This is a genomic window from Actomonas spartinae (assembly GCF_051209155.1).
Taxonomy (GTDB): Bacteria; Verrucomicrobiota; Verrucomicrobiia; order Opitutales; family Opitutaceae; genus Actomonas.
Window position 1 is genome coordinate 717,712 of sequence record NZ_JBPJGB010000002.1, and the last position, 17,994, is coordinate 735,705.

Annotated in this window: 8 protein-coding genes; 5 read left to right on the top strand and 3 right to left on the bottom strand. The window is 63.5% G+C overall.

What is annotated here, in order from left to right; genetic code table 11:
* Positions 1–26 precede the first annotated feature (26 nt).
* The 3 genes from AC0MRV_RS10875 to AC0MRV_RS10885 all read right to left on the bottom strand — a co-directional run bounded on the left by AC0MRV_RS10875 (position 27) and on the right by AC0MRV_RS10885 (position 5,641).
* Positions 27–2,063 (bottom strand): rhamnogalacturonan lyase, encoded by a 2,037-nt coding sequence (locus AC0MRV_RS10875; RefSeq protein WP_472764492.1) that lies wholly within the window; start codon positions 2,061–2,063, stop codon positions 27–29.
* A 78-nt stretch (positions 2,064–2,141) separates the two neighbouring features.
* Positions 2,142–3,023 carry an alpha/beta hydrolase gene (locus tag AC0MRV_RS10880; protein ID WP_472764493.1) on the bottom strand — a complete coding sequence of 294 codons (882 nt, stop codon included), beginning with the start codon at positions 3,021–3,023 and terminating at the stop codon, positions 2,142–2,144.
* Positions 3,024–3,055: 32 nt separating this feature from the next.
* Positions 3,056–5,641, bottom strand: a complete 2,586-nt coding sequence (locus AC0MRV_RS10885) for a glycosyl hydrolase (protein WP_472764494.1) — start codon at positions 5,639–5,641, stop codon at positions 3,056–3,058.
* Positions 5,642–5,920: 279 nt separating this feature from the next.
* On the opposite strand from AC0MRV_RS10885, the gene AC0MRV_RS10890 reads away from it, so the two are divergent.
* The 5 genes from AC0MRV_RS10890 (at position 5,921) to AC0MRV_RS10910 (ending at position 17,975) form a co-directional block, all read left to right on the top strand.
* Positions 5,921–7,111 carry a Gfo/Idh/MocA family protein gene (locus tag AC0MRV_RS10890; RefSeq protein ID WP_472764495.1) on the top strand — a complete coding sequence of 397 codons (1,191 nt, stop codon included), beginning with the start codon at positions 5,921–5,923 and terminating at the stop codon, positions 7,109–7,111.
* 343 nt (positions 7,112–7,454) lie between these two features.
* The gene (locus tag AC0MRV_RS10895) at positions 7,455–11,135 is read left to right on the top strand and encodes a TonB-dependent receptor plug domain-containing protein (RefSeq protein WP_472764496.1); all 3,681 of its coding nucleotides are present in this window, start codon (positions 7,455–7,457) and stop codon (positions 11,133–11,135) included.
* Positions 11,136–11,517: 382 nt separating this feature from the next.
* Positions 11,518–15,192 (top strand): TonB-dependent receptor plug domain-containing protein, encoded by a 3,675-nt coding sequence (locus AC0MRV_RS10900; protein WP_472764497.1) that lies wholly within the window; start codon positions 11,518–11,520, stop codon positions 15,190–15,192.
* A gap of 165 nt (positions 15,193–15,357) precedes the next feature.
* Positions 15,358–15,723: a hypothetical protein gene (locus AC0MRV_RS10905; RefSeq protein ID WP_472764498.1), complete on the top strand. Its 366-nt coding sequence runs from the start codon at positions 15,358–15,360 to the stop codon at positions 15,721–15,723.
* A 197-nt stretch (positions 15,724–15,920) separates the two neighbouring features.
* Positions 15,921–17,975, top strand: a complete 2,055-nt coding sequence (locus AC0MRV_RS10910; RefSeq protein ID WP_472764499.1) for a sodium:solute symporter family protein — start codon at positions 15,921–15,923, stop codon at positions 17,973–17,975.
* The last annotated feature ends 19 nt before the right edge of the window (positions 17,976–17,994 follow it).

Here is a 17,994-nt window from a genome sequence, read left to right on the forward strand (position 1 = left end):
GGCTTTTCTTTTGTCTCCGGATCGAATCAGTTTTTCGGATACGTCACCGCCGGCGACGGCGGCAACGGCAGCGAGGGATCGAGTGCGAAGCTCGGGTGCGGCGGCTGGTTGTAGGCGGTGTTCTGCCACGCCACCGCCATGCGATACTGCGGATCCTGCATGAGCGTGATCAGGCGCGTGTCGGTCGGGATCGTGCTGGTGTAAATTCGGAGCTCGGAGTTGTCGCGCGCGCGCCAGATGACTTCTTCGCGCCAGTCGCCCCACAGGTCGGCGCTGACGGCCGGGGTGGCTTTGGTGCCGTTGTTGGACGTCGCGCCGTGGGCGACGAGCAGCGGTTCGATGGTGTGGGTCTCCCAGTTCCATTTCACAATGCGGTTGCCGTCGAGCAGCTCGCGCAGCAGGTCGCCATCCCACCAGATGCCGAAGTTGACCGGGAAACCGCGCGGGCGTTTTTCCAGGATCAGGGTGCCATCGGCGGCGAAGAGGCCGTCCACCCCGGCACCGGCCGCCCACATCTCGGCTCCGGCGAATCGCGGATCGATGTTGAAGGCGTTGCCGCGGCCCGGTCCCTCACCTTTGTCGCCCCCGGACTCGGCAGCCTTCACGGAGGGCAGCAGGAACAGGGGTTTGCCGGTGCGGGCGTCGCGCAGACTCATGCCTTCGGCGTCGAAGCGTTCCTGAATGTCGTGCACCTCGAGACCTGGATTGGTCCAGTCGAAGTCCGAAACGTGCAGGGCGTCGCCATGGCCCCAGCCGGTGGAATACAGACCCGTGCCGTCGTCATCGACCACCATGGCGCCGTAGATCACTTCCTGCCGGCCGTCGCCATCGACATCGGCCACCGAGAGCTGGTGGTTGCCCTGGCCGCGCCATGGGTTGCCCCGACCGGCCGGGCCATGCTTGTCGCTGTCGAAGACCCAGCGCGAAGTGAGTTGGCCGTCGCGGAAGTCCCAGGCGGCGATCACGGAACGCGTGTAGTAACCGCGGCAAAAGAGCAGCGAGGGGAGGTGGCCGTCGAGGTAGGCGACACCGGCCAGAAAACGATCCGAGCGGTTGGCGTAGCCGTCGCCCCAGATTGCGGCCATTTGTTCGGGGGTGGGGTCGTTGGTCTCCGGATGGCGACCGGGAATGTAGTCGACGGTCGCCAATGCCGCGCCGGTTTGGCCGTCGAAGACGGTGAGGTATTCCGGACCGCGCACGATGCGGCCTTCCAGGCGGGCGCGGAAGCCGTTGGGCGTCACTTCAGCCCCGGAGCGATCCGGCGAAGGCACCGTGGCTTCGCCGCCTTCGCGCCAATCGGCCTCCGGGTCGCCGATCACGCGGCCGGTGCCGTCGACCGTGCCATCGGCGGTCTTGCAGGCGACTTCGGCGCGGCCGTCGCCGTCGAGATCGGCCACCATGAACATGGTGTAGTGCGCGCCTTCGCGGATGTTGCGGCCGAGGTTGATGGTCCAGAGTTGCGTGCCGTCGAGGCGGTAGGCCTGCAGCAGGGTTTGGCCGGTGAGGCCGGCCCGGGAGTTGTCCATCGGCCGCTGCTCCTGCTTGAGAATGATTTCGTAGTCCCCGTCCCCATCGAGATCACCGAGCGACGCATCGTTGGGGGTGTAACCGGCGGGGGTGTTGATGGGCACCGCGTGGTAGGGCAGGGGCGCGGCGCCCGCGGCGAGGAAAAACGCGCCGCTGGCGGCGCCCTCGACGCCGTTGATCACCGGTCGCACGGTGTATCGGGTATCCCGATACAATGAGGCATCACGATCAACCAGCCAAGTGCCGGCGGTCAGCGGGGTGGCGTTGACCCGGTGAACGCCGGCGCGCGGATCAGGACGCGAGGCGAAAGGACCGGAGGTCGGACGGTCGGGGCTCGGACCGGTTTCGCGGTAGAGGTTGAAGGCAACACCGGTCGGATCGTCGGCCAGCAAGCGCCAGGAGACGAAGACCGAGCCGTCCGGCTGATGCACGGCGGTGACGCCGCGCGAAAGGCGTTCGACCATGGGTTGGGCGCTGAGGCAAAGGCCAGTCAGGCTGGCGCATAAAAGAGCGAGGCAGGAGCGAAAGGACAACATGGGTATTCCCATGCTGTCGCCCGGTCATGGGTTCGCACCCGATAGCGGAATCTGACGGTTCGTTCGGCTGGTGTCCGTTCAGCGAGTGAGGAGTCCGCGGTCGCGCAGCCATTCGCGGGCGCGGTCGGGCCAGTCGGAGGCGGTGCCCAATCCCGGCTTGAGCGCCATGCCGTGGGGACCGTGCTGGAAGATGTAGAGTTCGCCGGAAACTCCGGCCTCACTCAGCGCTGCGTAGTAGCGCAGGGCGTTGGCCACGGGCACGCTGCCGTCATCCTGCGTATGGACGATGAGGGTGGGTGGGGTGGCGGCGCTGACCCGATTCTCCAGCGAGAGCAGGGTGCGCAGGGCGGGGTCATCGCGGGTGATGTTGTGCCGGGAGCCCTCGTGCGTGACGCCGTCGGCCATCGAAATGACGGGATACATGAGGATGGCGAAGTCGGGCCGCGCGCTCACGGTGTCGATCGAGTTGCCGGTGCGGCCGTCGGCATGGTCAAACAAGGTCGAGGCGGAGGCCGCGAGATGGCCGCCGGCGGAACTGCCCATGACGCCGATGCGATCCGGATTGATGCCGAAGGATTCGGCCTGGCGGCGCACGGTGCGGATCGCTTGGAGGACATCCTGCAGCGGATAGGGGTGTCCGTATTCCTGGAGGCGACTTTTCAGGATGAAGACCGTGATCCCCTGGTTGGAAAGCCAGCGGGCGTATTGCCAACCTTCGCGTTCAAAGGAAAGAAATCTGTATCCACCGCCTGGGCACACAATCACGGCGGTGCCGGTCGGTCGGTCGACGGCCGGGGCGCAGTAGGTGAGGGTGGGGGTGTGGACGTTGCTGACGCTGCCGTTCTGCCAGACTTCGGGCGTGGCATCGACGTGTTGCCCCGGCACCCCGTCGGGCCAGAGCGCGAACTCGGTGCCGTCGGCCGGCGGGGCCGCGCGGGTGGTCGACAAAAGCAGGGTCATGACGGCAAGGGGGAAGACGGGGCGTGGTAAGATCATGGGGCGAGGCGAAGCGGGGTGAGCGTGACGGGGCCGAGCAGTCCGGATGGTGTGAGCGGCCATTCGGCGGCGTTGAACGGTTGGTAGCGGATGTTGACGAAGTTGATTTCGCGCATGATGCGCCACTCGACGCCGCGCCGGTCCAGGTCCCGGATGCGGTTGGCCGCGAGGTTGGTGACCTCGATCTCGAGCAAGTTGGGGCCGGGCCGCAGGCTTTCGCCGACGATCAGACGATGGGGTAGAGACCAGGACGTGCCGACGAGGCGACCGTTGAGGCTTACTCGCGCGCTCTCGCGCACGTCGCCGAGATCGAGCGACCAGGCGATCGTATCAGCCGATACTTCGGGCAGATCAAAGCGGAGGGCGTAGCGGGCGGTGCCGGCGAAGCGTTTGACTTCGGGATCGTCAAGAGTGGTCCAGTCGGTCAGGTCGCTGAAGGTGGCCGAAGCCGGGAGCGTCGGGCCTCCCCGCAGGAATGTCAGCGTCCACTCGCCGCTAAGCGGAATCGGATCGGCCGCCGGTGTTGCCGCCGGCCAGTCGGGTGGGGTGGCGCGCGGCATCGCGCGGTAGGCGTGGATCAGAATGGATTGCCCCGCCGCGAGCTGGAGTCGGGTTGCGCAGCCGTCGGCCCTTGTTTTCTGCGGCGGCGTGCCAACGCGACCAAGCGGGTCGTTCACGATGATGTGCTCGGCCGGGACCGACAGCGGGAGCCAGCCGTCGAAGTCGTCGGCGGTGAGGTTGGTCACAAAGTAGCTCCAACCGTCGGCGTTGCGGCGGCGGATGAATTCCAGGCCGTTGGCCGCCATGGGCTCTGCGCGCACGCCGCGATCGTTGAGCCAGGTCACCAGAGCTTCGTCGGAATGCAGTGACCGGAAAGCGTCGGTCTGGAGCAAAGCCGCCAGCTCCGCCCGACGCTCCTCCAAGCGGCCGAATCCGGGCACGTCGGTCGGTGGCGCCTGAAACCGAATCTGCGCGCCGCGGGCGGCGAGATCGAGAAGTTGGCGGAGGGTGGTCAGCGGGAAGTGGGTCACGAGCGGCACCACGATCGTCCGATAGGTCTGGCCGGGTGTTTGCAGCTCACCCGCGGGCGTGACCGTCGTGGCCGCGAGTTGGGCGTCGGAGATGTAATCGAACTGGATGCCGGCGGCGGTGAGTTCGCGCGCGGTTTGGCCGCAGGGTGACTGCGTGAGCCAGTCGACGTGGTGCACCGTGAGGAGTTGCACGAGGTCGCCGTCGGCGCGGTGAATGACGTCCGCATGCGGCCAGTAGAGCAGCACCTCGCCATCGGGTTCACCGGCCTGCAGGACTTCTTGGACGCGCGTCACATAGGCATTGAGGGCAGCGAAATCCGTCCACCATGGGTTGTTGGGGTTGAACTGGGTGGACGCGTAGAACAGCCAGCCCGGCCATGGCGCCTCGGGCGGGGAGTAGACCGTGCCGTGGTAAAAGAGGTGGTTGATGCCGTTGACGAACAGGCGGTCGATCTCGGGCTTGGCCATCGCCAACGATACCTTCCAATGTTCGCGCAACCAGGTGCAGGTCTCGCTCGAAACCAGCGGGCGGCCCGTCACGTGCGCCGCCGAGGAAGCCATCTTCATCATCAACGGCTCCGGCAGATCTTCGTTGCCGCGAACTTCCGCCGCGCTGCGTCGCAGGCCGGGAATAGGAAAGGGGGTGGAGCCGAAAGTCTCGGTTTCGGGGATGTCGACCGCGCCGTAGAGGTCCAGCAGGTTGGCCGGGGCACCGTGGGATTGGTTGCGGGTGATCCAACCGCGCGCGTGCGACCACTTGGTCCATGTATTCAAATACTGGAGATGCAGCGCCCCGAGGGTCGCGCGGTAGTCCGCGCGGAGCCGGGCCAGTTCGTCGGGCGGCAGCACGTCTTTGCCGAGCAGAGCGGCGGCGTAGGGCGCCAGCTCGTAACCGTGCATGGCGGTGAAAGTCGCGCCGATGTCCGGCGTCCAACCGGCGCCATAGTATTCGAAGGAGTCGTGAAACTGCGCGCGCAGACCGGCGGACTCCGGCACCGCGGCAAGGGCGTCGGAGATGGGAGAGAGGTAGCGGGTGAGGGCGGCCGTGGAAAAGGGGTCGATCACGAGGCCTTCGCCGCCGGGGCCGGCGCGTTTGACCATCATTCCAGTGGACGTGCCGATCAGTTGACCGGCATCAGAAAGGGTTGGTCGTTGGGAACCGTCCGTGGGATTCACCCACGGTCCGCCGAAAGGCCAGCCGGTGCCGGTGGCCATGTCGACCCCAAGCCCCAAACGCTCGGCTTCGCGCAGCGTGTGGGCGATCGCCTGCTGCCAGCCTGGCGATAGGAACGGACGGTAGAGATCCTCCGCCCCTTGGGCGCCGTAGATCGGAGTGATTTCAACCCCGCCCAAACCAGCGGCCGCGAAGGCTTCGAGTTGAGTGGTGATGCCGGCTTCCGTCACCGCGTTGCCCGGCCACCACCAACGGGTCCAAGGGCGCGTGGTCTCCGGCGGGGCGGCGGCCAGCATGGCGCCGATGAGGTGAAGGCAGAGCACGACCCGACTGCAGCGGGTGTGCCGCCGCGCCGTGGGGCAACAGGGGAGGGGCATGCGCGAGATCAAAACGTCCTGTTCTGTCGCGGCGATGGCGAAGCTATGTGGGTTTGCTCTGACTGTCAAAAAATGGGGCGCATGGCATCTGTTCACACCGATCCTAACGTGCGCCAGTTCCTCGCGCCGACGCGCCCCTTGTCAGCGCGGTATTTCTCTTTCCCCCATTCGGCTGGCCGCGTCTTAACCCCCCTTCGGTCGAACTTTTCCCCTGCATATCGATCCTGCTTAAGCGTCGCAGCACGCGGCTGGAGTGATTTGCGGGACGCTCTCCCTTCCATGTCATCCTCCTCTTCCACGTGTCCGCGAGTGGCTCTCATCGGAGTCTCGGGTTATGGGCGCATTTACCTGCAATTGCTGCAGGAATGCCAGACACAGGGTCGCCTGAAATTGGTGGCGGCGGTGGTCATCAATCCGGAGGAAGAGCCGGAGACGATGTGTTGGTTGCAGTCCCAGGACTGTCGCATTTACGCCGACTACGAGGTCATGCTGGCGACGGAAGCCGGTCGCTTGGACCTGTGCATGGTGCCGACGGGCATTCATTGGCATTCCCGCATGACCATCGCGGCCTTGCGCTGCGGGGCCAATGTGTTGGTGGAAAAACCCCTTTGCGCTTCGATGGCTGAAGTGCGTGAGATCGAAGCGGTTGCCGCCGAGACAAACCGATTTGTGGCGGTCGGATTCCAGGACTTTTACGAACCGGGCACCCAATGGTTGAAGGACCAGCTGGGGCAGGGGGTGATCGGCTCGATCGAGTCGGTGCGTTTTCTCGGACTCTGGCCCCGTGCGCGCCAGTATTTCCTGCGCAACAACTGGGCCGGACACCTGTTTTCCGAAGGGGCGCCGGTCTTGGACTCTCCGTTGAGCAACGCCTTTGCGCACTTTGTGATGTTGAGCCTATATTTCTCCGACCGAGGACGCGATAGCGTCGCGGCGGCGGAGATCGTCGAGGCCGAACTCTACCGTGCTCATGCGATCGAGAGTTTCGATACCGGAGTGGTGCGTTCACGCACGGCCAACGGCATTGAGCTTTGGTTCGGCGCCAGCCATGCCTGTCGCACCACGATCGAGCCCGTCATCGAAATTCGCGGAACGGGGGGCGTGGCCTGCTGGAGCTACGAGCAGGAGAGCTGGTATCAGGACCATGCCGGCCAAAAGTGCACCCGTCGCCTGCTTTCCGTGGAAGGGGCCCGGCAGCACATGCTCGCAGCGGTCCTGCAGCGGCTGGAGGACCCCACCGCGCGGGTTTGCACGCCGGCCATGGCCGCTCGGCATACCGCTTTCATCGAATCGTTGCACGAGGTGGGCACCATCATGGACTTTGATCCCGCGCTCGTCGATTGGGGCGCGGATCCGGCCGCGGTGACCGCCGTCCCCTTGGTGCGTGACCTGGAACCCGCCATCCGGACCGCGCATGCGTCAGGTGGAGCATTGCGTTCGCAGGAAGCGATGTGGGCCGTCGCCAAGTGACAGCCCGGCGGGCGGGGGTTTACGAAGTATCGAAAAATCGAATACGACGGTTCCAGGGTGAATTTGTCCGTGTCAGCAGAAACCGTGACCGGTGCCTGGCGGTGGTTTTGGCGGGCCGTCGGACTGTCCGACAGTGGGGTCGTTGTCGAACCGGGACTGCGCACCTGTTATCACCGCATCGCTTTTGAGTGCTGCGGCTTTCTGAGTCGTGGGGCTTTTGCTAGGCACCCCCTCCCCTTCCCTCAATCCCTGTTCCCTTTGGGGAACTAAACTTTGGTTGGAATCACGGACTGCGTATTTTCGCGTTCGTCGGTTCCGACCACTACCCAACCCCAAGCTACAAATGATGCAGAAACCCTCCACCCCCCGGAGTCTGTTTGGTCGCGTTCCGCGATCCCTGCTGGCTCTCGCGCTAGGCGCCACGGCCTACGCACAATCCACGGAAGACACCGCTTCCGTTTCCGATGAAGACGAGGACATCATCACCCTCACTCCGTTCCAGGTCGATACGACTCAGGATCAGGGCTACTTCGCCCAGAACACCCTCGCGGGTTCCCGCATGCGCACCAACGTCGCCGACTTGGCAGCGTCGATCACGGTGATCACGGCGCAGCAGCTGGAAGACACCGCTTCGACCGACATCAACGATGTCTTCCGCTACGAAGCCAACACCGAAGGTTCCTCCACCTACACGCCGGCGATCCAGTCGCTGCGTAACGACGGTGTGGTCGACGTGAATGCCGGTTACACCCACGGTGGTGATGGCAATCCGCAGACCAACGCCGTGGCCAATCGGGTGCGTGGTCTCGGTGTTCCGGGCTCCTCCCAGAATTTCTATCCGACGATTTCGCAGGTGCCGTTTGACGCCTACAACGTGCAGTCGATCGAGATCAGCCGCGGTCCGAACTCCATGCTCTTCGGTATGGGCAGTCCGGCCGGTATCGTGAATCAGAGCACCGCGCAGGCGGTGGTCAACAAGGAGAACTATTCGACCTCCTTCCGCGTTGATGATCGCGGTTCCTACCGGGTCGCGGCGACCTTCAACAAGGGTCTCATCGACGACAAACTCGCCATCTACGGCGCGATCCTGTCGGACAACAAGCGCTTCGAGCGCAAGCCGTCCTACGATGACACCACCCGCATGTATGGCGCGCTCACCTTCCGTCCCTTTGAGAAGACGGTCATCCGCGCCAACATCGAGCAGTATGACAACGACAACCGTCGTCCGAATACCCTGACGCCGCGCGACACCGTGTCGGAGTGGCGCCAAGGTGGTGGCTGGGCCTTCGATGCCGCGACCGGTATGCAGCACAGCACCATCACCGGTGAAGCGCGCGGTCCGGTTGCGATGCGCCCCGGCTCTCCCCGCATCGATGACACCCGCACGTTCATCATGAACCTGCCGGGCTACGACGACGCGCTATGGAATGGTGACATGACCCAATACAACGGGGTCAATATCTGGGGCGGCAACGCCTTCACCGATTCGCGTTCGGTGTTCTACACCCCGGGCATGGGCCTGGGCAACGGCTCGCGGCCGAAGCTGCAGATCCAGGACGGCGAGGTCGTCAATTGGAACTACTGGAGCGCCGATCGCTATCGCACCTACTACGGCAATCCCAACGGCCCGATTTATCCCTATGAAGAGGCGGACATCTTCGCCAACCCGGCTTGGGACGCGGCCTACAACACCGTCTTCACCGAGTCCTACCTTTGGACGCAGCCGGCCGGCGTGGGCAGCTACCGCTACCCGGGCGTGACCGACAAGAGCATCTACGATTGGGAAAAGGTGAACATCCTGGCGTCCAACTTCGCCCATCAGGAAAACACCACCTACAATGTGGAACTCGAGCAGGAGATCCTCCCCAGCCTCAACTTGAGCGCCGGCTGGTTCCGCCAGGACTTCGAGGATGCGGTGAACTACACCATCTCGCAGCTGAACGTCGCGACCATCTTCGTCGACACCAACATCTCGCTGCCGGACGGTTCGCCGAATCCCTTCTTCGGCGCGCCCTATGTGCAGGACTTCGATCCCGACCAGTTCGTCCACACCCAGGTGAATGACAACTACCGCGCGCTCCTCGCCTGGACGCCGGACTTCACCCAGAACGACAACTGGACCAAGTGGCTCGGTAGCCATCAGGTGCTCGGTTTGGTGAGCCGCAACGACGTGGAGTCGACCTTCATCCGCAAGCGTTGGTTCGAACTCGAAAACGACCAGATCGCCAATGGCACAATCTTCTGGCAACAGGATCCCTCCGCTGCCGACTGGACCCGTCTGCGCCGCTCCAACCAGCGTATGTATTATCTCGCCAATCCCGGCTCCCAGCCGCTCGGCCAGGTTACCCGCGACCAGGGTTACTTCAACAACGACACCTATAACGGTCGTCGCGGTTACTACGACTACAACAACTCCGAGTGGCGCGGCCTCGGCACCACCATGGGCTTCATCGACACCCCGTGGGGCACCGGTGCCACCCAGCGCATCGTTGATTCCTCCAGTCTCGGTATCACCAGCAACCTCTGGAACGGCCGCCTCGTGACCACCTTCGGTGTGCGCAAGGATGACTACAAAGCCCGCAACACCACCACCGGCGCCATCCTCGCGTCGGCCGGCGGCGAGCAGCTCGAGCCGGGTCTCACTTCGGCCGAGCAGTTCATCGACGGTCACTTCCAGACCGACCTCGTCATGAAGCGCTGGAACTACTGGGATGAGCTCAGCGGCACCACCCGCACCACGGGGGCCGTGCTGCGTCCGTTCGACAATTGGGGCAGCATTGAGGACCGCGCCGACAACGGCTCGCAGTTCCATCAGTTCATTCGCAGCCTGGGCTTCTCCTACAACAAGTCGGACAACTTCAACCCGCCGCCCGCGGCGCAGGTGGATGCCTTCGGCAATCCGCTCCCGAAGCCGACCGGCGAGGGTGAGGATTGGGGCGTCCAGTTCTCCCTCTTCGACAACAAGCTGTTCGCCCGCGTGAACTGGTTCAAGGCGACCAATCAGAACGAGCGCACCAATCCGGGCACCTCGATCTCCCGCCTCACCGGCAACGTCGACACCACCTTGTTCCGCAACTGGGCCCAGACCATCGCCATGATCAACTCGGGTCTCGATCCCACCAGTGACATGTTCAACACCGATGGTTGGAGCCAGAGTCAGATCGACCAACTCGAGGAAGACACGGCCGCCATCTGGGGTCTGCCCTACGATTACTACACCGACATCGGCACCATCTACGCCACGCGTGATGCCGTCGCCGAAGGTATGGAGTTCCAGCTCACCTACAACCCGAACCGCAACTGGACGATGAAGTTCACCGCCGGTCAGCAGGAGACCAAATACTCCAACGTGTTGAAGGAATTCGACGACTGGTTCGCCGTGCGCAATCCGGTGTGGTCCTCCGCTCGCGCCGCCGACTACCTGCTCCCGCAGTATCAGCAGTTCGCCAGCTACACCATGAACAACGGTGTTGAGGTCGACCTCACGGACTTCTGGTCCTCCTACGGCTACAACAGCAACATCCGCCTCGACAACCGCTGGGGCCTCACCAACGCCCAGCTCTATTACGACGGTGTGGTCACGCCGCAGTATGCGATCGCCTCCGATCTCGAAGGCCAGGCCGCTCCGGGTCAGCGCAAGTATCGCTGGTCCTTGCTCACCAACTACACCTTCGACGAAGGCCTCCTCAAGGGCTTCTCCGTGGGTGGCAGCACCCGTTGGGAAGACAAGGCCATCATCGGTTACTACGGTAAGCCGAATGTCGCCACAGGTTCGACGGACCTCACCCTGTCCGACACCTCCCGTCCGATCTACGACAGCTCCAATACCTACGTTGATCTCTGGGTCTCCTACACCACCAAGGTCTTCAACGACCGCGTGCGCATGAAGACCCAGCTCAACGTGGTCAACGCCTTCGAGAGCGGCGGTCTCCGCGTCGTCGGCGTGAACTACGACGGTTCGCCCAATGCCTACCGCATTGTCGATCCGCGTCAGTTCATCCTCTCGACCAAGTTCGAGTTCTGAGCGCCGCTCGATCGCAGTTTAGTTAAGGTATGCACACACCCCCGGGCGGTCCGCCCGGGGGTGTTTTATTTTCCTCCCGGGCGGGCAGGGGACGCAGGGGTTCGATTCTGACAGTGCGATGAGGGCTGCGAACTGTCCGAATCTCGGTTCGCTGTGCAGGCAGATTCGCTTGGCTCATGAGCAGATCAATCCCGAGCGGGTGCCTCCGAGGCACCGCCCGAACCCCGCCTCTCGACCCCAAGGATACCCGCTCACGCTTTCGTCTTCCGTTCTGGAATTGGCCAAGTGTTGTGGTGTGCCCTCTTGGAGTGGAGCAGCGACCCAAGACACCCAACCCCCAAGCAAAATGATCTCCCGACGATCTCCCCGTGTGGTCCGGCCTATGGGCCGACCGCAAGCCCTGTTGGCCCTCGCCTTAGCGCTGGGCGGCACGGCCTTCGCTCAGTCCACCAACGACTCCACCGCTGCGACTGACGAAAACGAAGATGACATCATCACCCTCACGCCCTTCCAGGTCGATACGACCAAGGACCAGGGTTACTTCGCCCAGAACACCCTCGCGGGTTCCCGCATGCGCACCAATGTCGCCGATCTGGCGGCTTCGATCACGGTGATCACGGCGCAGCAGCTGGAAGACACCGCCTCAACGGACATCAACGATGTCTTCCGTTATGAAGCCAACACCGAGGGTTCCTCGACCTACACGCCGGCGATTCAATCGCTGCGCAACGATGGTGTGGTCGACGTGAACGCCGGTTACACCCATGGCGGTGACGGTATCCCGCAGACCAACGCGGTGGCCAACCGCGTGCGCGGCCTCGGCACGCCGAGCTCGGCGCAGAATTATTATCCCACGATCTCACAGGTGCCGTTCGATGCCTACAACGTGCAGTCGATCGAGATCAGCCGCGGTCCGAACTCCATGCTCTTCGGCATGGGCAGCCCGGCCGGTATCGTGAATCAGAGCACCGCGCAGGCCGTCCTCAACAAGGAAAACTACTCGGCTTCCTTCCGCGTGGACGACAACGGTTCCTTCCGCGCCGCCGCGACCTTCAACAAGGGTCTGATCGACGACAAACTCGCCATCTACGGCGCCATCCTGTCGGACAATCGCCGCTTCCAGCGCAAGCCGTCCTACGATGACACCACGCGCATGTATGGTGCGCTCACCTTCCGTCCCTTCGAAAAGACGGTCATCCGTGCCAACATCGAGCAGTATGACAACGACAACCGTCGCCCGAACACCCTGACGCCCCGCGACACCGTGACCGAGTGGCGCAGCGGCGGGGGCTGGACCTTTGATGCCACCACCGGCATGCAGATCAGCACCGTCACCGGCGAAGTGCGCGGCCCGGTCGCGCTCCGCACCGGCTCGCCCCGCATCAACGACACGCGGGCCTACATCGAAAGCCTGCCGAACTACAACCCGGCGCTGTGGAATGGTGACCGCACGCGTTACAACGGCGCGCCGATCTTCGGCGGTGGTGCCTTCACCACGATCGGCGGCGTGTTCTACACCCCCGGTATGTGGATCGGTAACACCAACCGTCCCCGACTGCAGATTCAGGACGGTGCGATCCAGAACTGGTTCTTCAGCGATGCCGCCCGCTACCGCACCTTCTACGGCACGCCCTCCAATCCGCTCGCGAACGGTCCGGTTTTCCCCTACGCGGAAGCCGATATCTTCGCCAACCCGGCGTGGGACCAAGCCTACAACAACACCTACACCGAATCGGGCTTCTGGTCCGCCACCGGCAATGGCGTGGGCAGCTACCGCTACCCGGGGGTCTCCGACAAGAGCATCTACAACTGGGAGAAGGTGAACATTCTGGAACAGAACTTCGGTCACCAGGAGAACACGACCTACAACGTCGAACTCGAGCAGGAGATCCTCCCGTCGCTCAACTTCAGCGCCGGCTGGTTCCGCCAGGACTTCGAGGACGCGGTGAACTACACCATCTCGCAGCTCAATGTCGCGACGCTCTTCGTCGACACCAACGTCAAGCTGCCCGACGGATCGCCCAATCCCTACCTCGGCCAGACCTACGTGCAGGACTTCGAGCCCGACCAGTTCGTCCACACCCAGGTGAATGACAACTACCGCGCCATGCTCGCGTGGACGCCCGACTTCACCGACAACGACGGCATCACCAAGTGGCTCGGTCGTCACCAGTTGCTCGGCCTCTTCAGCCGCAATGACGTCAGCTCGACCTTCATCCGCAAGCGCCTCTACGAGATCGAGGACGACCAGATCGAGAACGGCACCATCTACTGGGCGCTCAACCCGGCCTCCGCCGGCTGGAGCCGTCAACGCCGCTCCAACGTGCGCAATTATTACCTGAGCAACCCCGGCGATCCCTACGGCACCGTCACGCGTTCCTCGGGCAAGTTCAACGACCTCACCTACAACGGTCGGTATTCGTATTACGACTACAATCACTCCGAGTGGCGGACCCTCGGCACCACCATGGGTTACATCGACATGAGTGCCTCCACCGGCGCCACCGAGCGCATCGTGGATTCCAGCAGCTTCGGCATCACCTCCAACTTCTGGAACGACCGCCTCATCACGACCTTTGGTGTCCGCAAGGATGACTACAAGGCCCGCAACACCACCACCGGCGCCATCCTCGACGGTCCGGGCGGCAACCAAATCGAACCCGGCATGACCTCCGCCGAGCAGTTCATCGACGGTTGGTTCCAGACCGATACCGTGCTCAAGCGCTTCAACTACTGGGATGAGCTCAGCGGCACCACCCGCACCACCGGCGCCGTGCTGCGTCCGTTTGCCAAGTGGGATGGGATTGAGGACAAGGCGAACAACGGTTCGCAGTGGCACCAGTTCGTGCGCAGCCTCGGTTTCTCCTACAACAAGTCGGACAACTTCAACCCGCCGCCCGCCGCGCAGGTGGACGCCTTCGGCAACCAGCTGCCCAAGCCGACGGGCGAGGGCGAAGACTGGGGCTTCCAGTTCTCCCTCTTCGACGACAAGCTGTTCGCCCGGGTGAACTGGTTCAAGGCCACCAATCAGGACGAGCGCACCAACCCGGGCACCTCGATCTCCCGCCTCACCGGCAACGTCGACACGACCTTGTTCCGCAACTGGGCAATGGAGCTCGCCATGATCAACCGGGGCCTCGACCCGACGGTCCGCACCGACTTCAACACCGACGGTTGGAGCCAGGCTGAAATCGACCAACTTGAGGATGAGGCCGCCGCCATCTGGGGTCTGCCCTTCGATTATTACACCGACATCGGCAGCATTTACGCCACTCGCGACGCCGTGGCCGAGGGCGTGGAGGTGCAGCTCACCTACAACCCGAACCGCAACTGGACGATGAAGTTCACCGCGGGCGAGCAGGAGACCAAATACTCCAACGTGTTGAAGGAATTCGATGCGTGGTATGACGTCCGCTACCCGGTGTGGAGCTCCGCCCGCGCCGCCGACTTCCTGCTGCCGCAGTATGCGCAATACGCCCAGCCCTTCGTCGCGGACAATGGCCGTGAATACAACTACGGCTCCTTCCTGAGCAGCTACGGTTACCGTAACGAAATCCGGCTGGAGAACGCGGACAACATCACCAACCCGCAGCAGTATTACGACGCCGTCGTGCTCCCGCAGTATGCCATCGCCCGTGACCTCGACGGTCAGGCCGCTCCCGGCCAGCGCAAGTATCGCTGGTCCTTCCTCACCAACTACACCTTCGATGAAGGCCGCTTCAAGGGCTTCTCCGTCGGCGGTAGTGCCCGTTGGGAGGACAAGGCGGTCATCGGCTACTACGGCAAGGTCAACCCCGGCAGTGGCAATCCGGACCTCACCCTGTCCGACACCAGCCGGCCTATCTACGACTCGTCCAACACCTACGTTGACCTTTGGATCTCCCACACCACCAAGGTCTTCAACGATCGGGTGCGCATGAAGACCCAGCTCAACGTGGTGAACGTCTTCGAGGACGGTGGCCTCCAGACCGTCGGCGTGAACTACGACGGTTCGCCCAATGCCTACCGCATTGTCGATCCGCGCCAGTTCATCCTCTCGACCAAGTTCGAGTTCTGATCCTGGCCGGTTTGTCTTGGGTTTAGGTTATCACACCCTCGGGCCGCTTCGGTCCGGGGGTGTTCTTTTTTGCATTGCGGGTGACTTCCTGAAACCTTGCCCGTTGGCGCGCGTCACACGATGAACGCGTTCGCCACCTCCCCCCCTTTGTCGACCTCATTTCCCATGAAGCCCCCGTCAGGCCTGTTGGCCGTTCTCCTGTTCGGAATCCTGTCCTCGCCCCTGCTCGCCAATACCTTGTCGCGCGAGACTGAGGTGGAGCGGCATCTCGAAATCGGCGTGGAGCACGCGCTCTTCGCTTCGTTGTGGGTCGAGGTCTACGATGCGCAGGACCGCTTGGTGGGAGCGTGGTATGCACCGTGGGACGGTGATTGTGAGGTGATTGAAGGCGTGGCTCCGGCCTGGATGGAGCAGTTGCTGTTGGAAGGCTGGAGCGGCTTCGGGATCGAACTACCGGAACCGGGGCTCTACCGGGTCGTCGTCAGCTCCTTGGATGACGTCTGGACCATCGAGCTCGTCACCGCGTTTTGAGGCGCCCGCCGCGGTGGGCGCGAACTGTCAGAAACGGGCATCCGTTGCCGGTGAGCCGGGGGGCGGGCGCAATGCGCCATCCGTCTTGAGTGCGGTTTGCCTCGCCAGCGCCGTGAGGCCCGGCACTTTCCCATTCAACCCCTTTTCGCCCCGCTGGCGAAGCCCGGTGGCACCAGTCACCAAAACCTGAATACCCCATGCGTTTCGGCAGTCTCCACCTCGTCGACCTGCTCGTCATCTTTGCCTACCTCGCGGTCGTCATTTACATCGGTCGCCGCGCCGCCGCCGCCTCGAAGACCGAGGAGGGCTACTTCCTCGCCGGTCGCAAGCTGGGCAAGCTCTACCAGTTCTTCCTTAACTTCGGCAATGCGACCGACGCCAACGGGGCCGTCAGCACCGCCTCCCTCGTTTACCAAAAGGGGGCGTCGGGCGTGTGGCTCTCGCTGCAGACGCTCTTCATGAATCCCTATTATTGGTTCATGAACCCGTGGTTCCGACGTGTGCGCCTTGTCACCGTGGCCGATCTTTTCGAGGACCGCTTCGGCACGCGCAGTTTGGCCCGGTTCTACGCCATCTTTCAGATCGTCGCGACGGTCATCGTCATCATCGGCTTCGGCAACCTCGTGGGTTACAAGGTCACGTCCTCGCTGCTGGTGAAACCCGAGGCCCGCTGGACCGCCGAGGAACGGGTCTCCGTGGAAGGTTACCGCGAGCTCCGCGCGCTGGAGGTGAGCGCCACGGCCGGCGCGCTCAGCGTCGCGGATGAGTCCCGGCTCGAGACCCTCCGCGACCTCAACAAACGCGGCGAATTGCGCAGCTTCGTTTCCTGGCTCGATAGCTCCACCGGCAAGTGGGCCTACTACATCCTCTACTCGCTCGTGGTCGGCGCCTACATCGTCATGGGGGGGCTCGAGGCGGCTGCGATCAACGAGGCCTTTCAAGGCACGCTCATTGTTATCTTCTCGATCATCCTCATCCCCTTCGGTCTCGCCGCCATCGGTGGCTGGAGTCAGCTCGCCGAGCGAGTGCCTCCCGATATGTTTAACCTCCTCGGTGGGGGAGGGGCCTCGAGCATAGGTGGCTGGGAACTCTTTGGCATCTTCCTCATCTCCATCGTCCAGATCCACGGCATCATCGGCAACATGAGTGTGTCCGGCTCGGCCAAGGATGAGTATGCCGCCCGCTTTGGCGCAGTCTCCGGCACCTACGCCAAGCGCATCATGATCATCCTCTGGGCCTTTTGCGGTCTGATCGCGATCGCGCTCTATCAGGGAGCCGATAAGCTCTCCGATCCCGATTCCGCCTGGGGCATGATGTCCCTGCAACTGCTCAAGCCCGGCTTCCTTGGCCTCATGATGGCCGGCCTGCTCGCCGCCAACATGTCGACCATCGCCTCGCAAACGATGGCGGTCTCGGCGCTCTTCACCCGCAACGTCTACGGTTACCTCGTGCCCGACGCCACGCCCACCCAAATGGTGCGCACCGGCCGCTGGGCCATCGTCGGCATCCTGGCGATCGGGGTCTACGCCGCGGCCAACATGAGCGACGTCTACCAGGTCGTGCAGCTCATGCTCACCGTCAACGTGCCCTTTGGCGCGTCGGTCATGCTCATCTTCTTCTGGCGCCGTCTCACCTCCACCGCGGTCTGGGCCACGGTCATCATCTCGGCCGTGCTCAACATCATCGTCCCTTCGCTCGTTGCGCCCAGCCTCGACAGTGTGACCCGCAGCGAGACGCTCACGCAGCAAGTCGACTTCAACGGCAAACCCATGCCGGTCTTCTTCGATACCGTGGTGCGCGAGAACGCCGAGGACCCCACCTCGCCCTTCATTGGTCAAAAGCGCCTGCACCTGGAGCTGGTGGTGCTCGATAAACTCGGTCTCGACGTCGCCGCGCTTTCCCCGTCGGGCCGGAACGCCGCCCGCTTCATCTACGACGGCCTCTTCCCCTTCCTTGTGCTGTGGATCGTGAGCCGCCTCACCCGTGCGCCTGACCAGCGCCGCACCGACCTCTTTTTTGGCAAGATGAAGACTCCCGTCGGGGCGACGCCGGCCCTGGAGGAAGAGGCCATGGCGCAAACCGCGCGTGAGCCGGGTCGGTTTGACGACACCAAACTCTTTGGCCGCGACTCCGTCTGGGAATTCACCAAGTGGAACAAGGTCGATGCCGTCGGCTTCATCGCCTGCCTGGCGGTCTCCTTCGGCATCCTCGGGGCCTTCTGGATGCTCCTCCGCGCCGCCGCCGGCGCGTAGGGATTCAGGGCGATGAAAC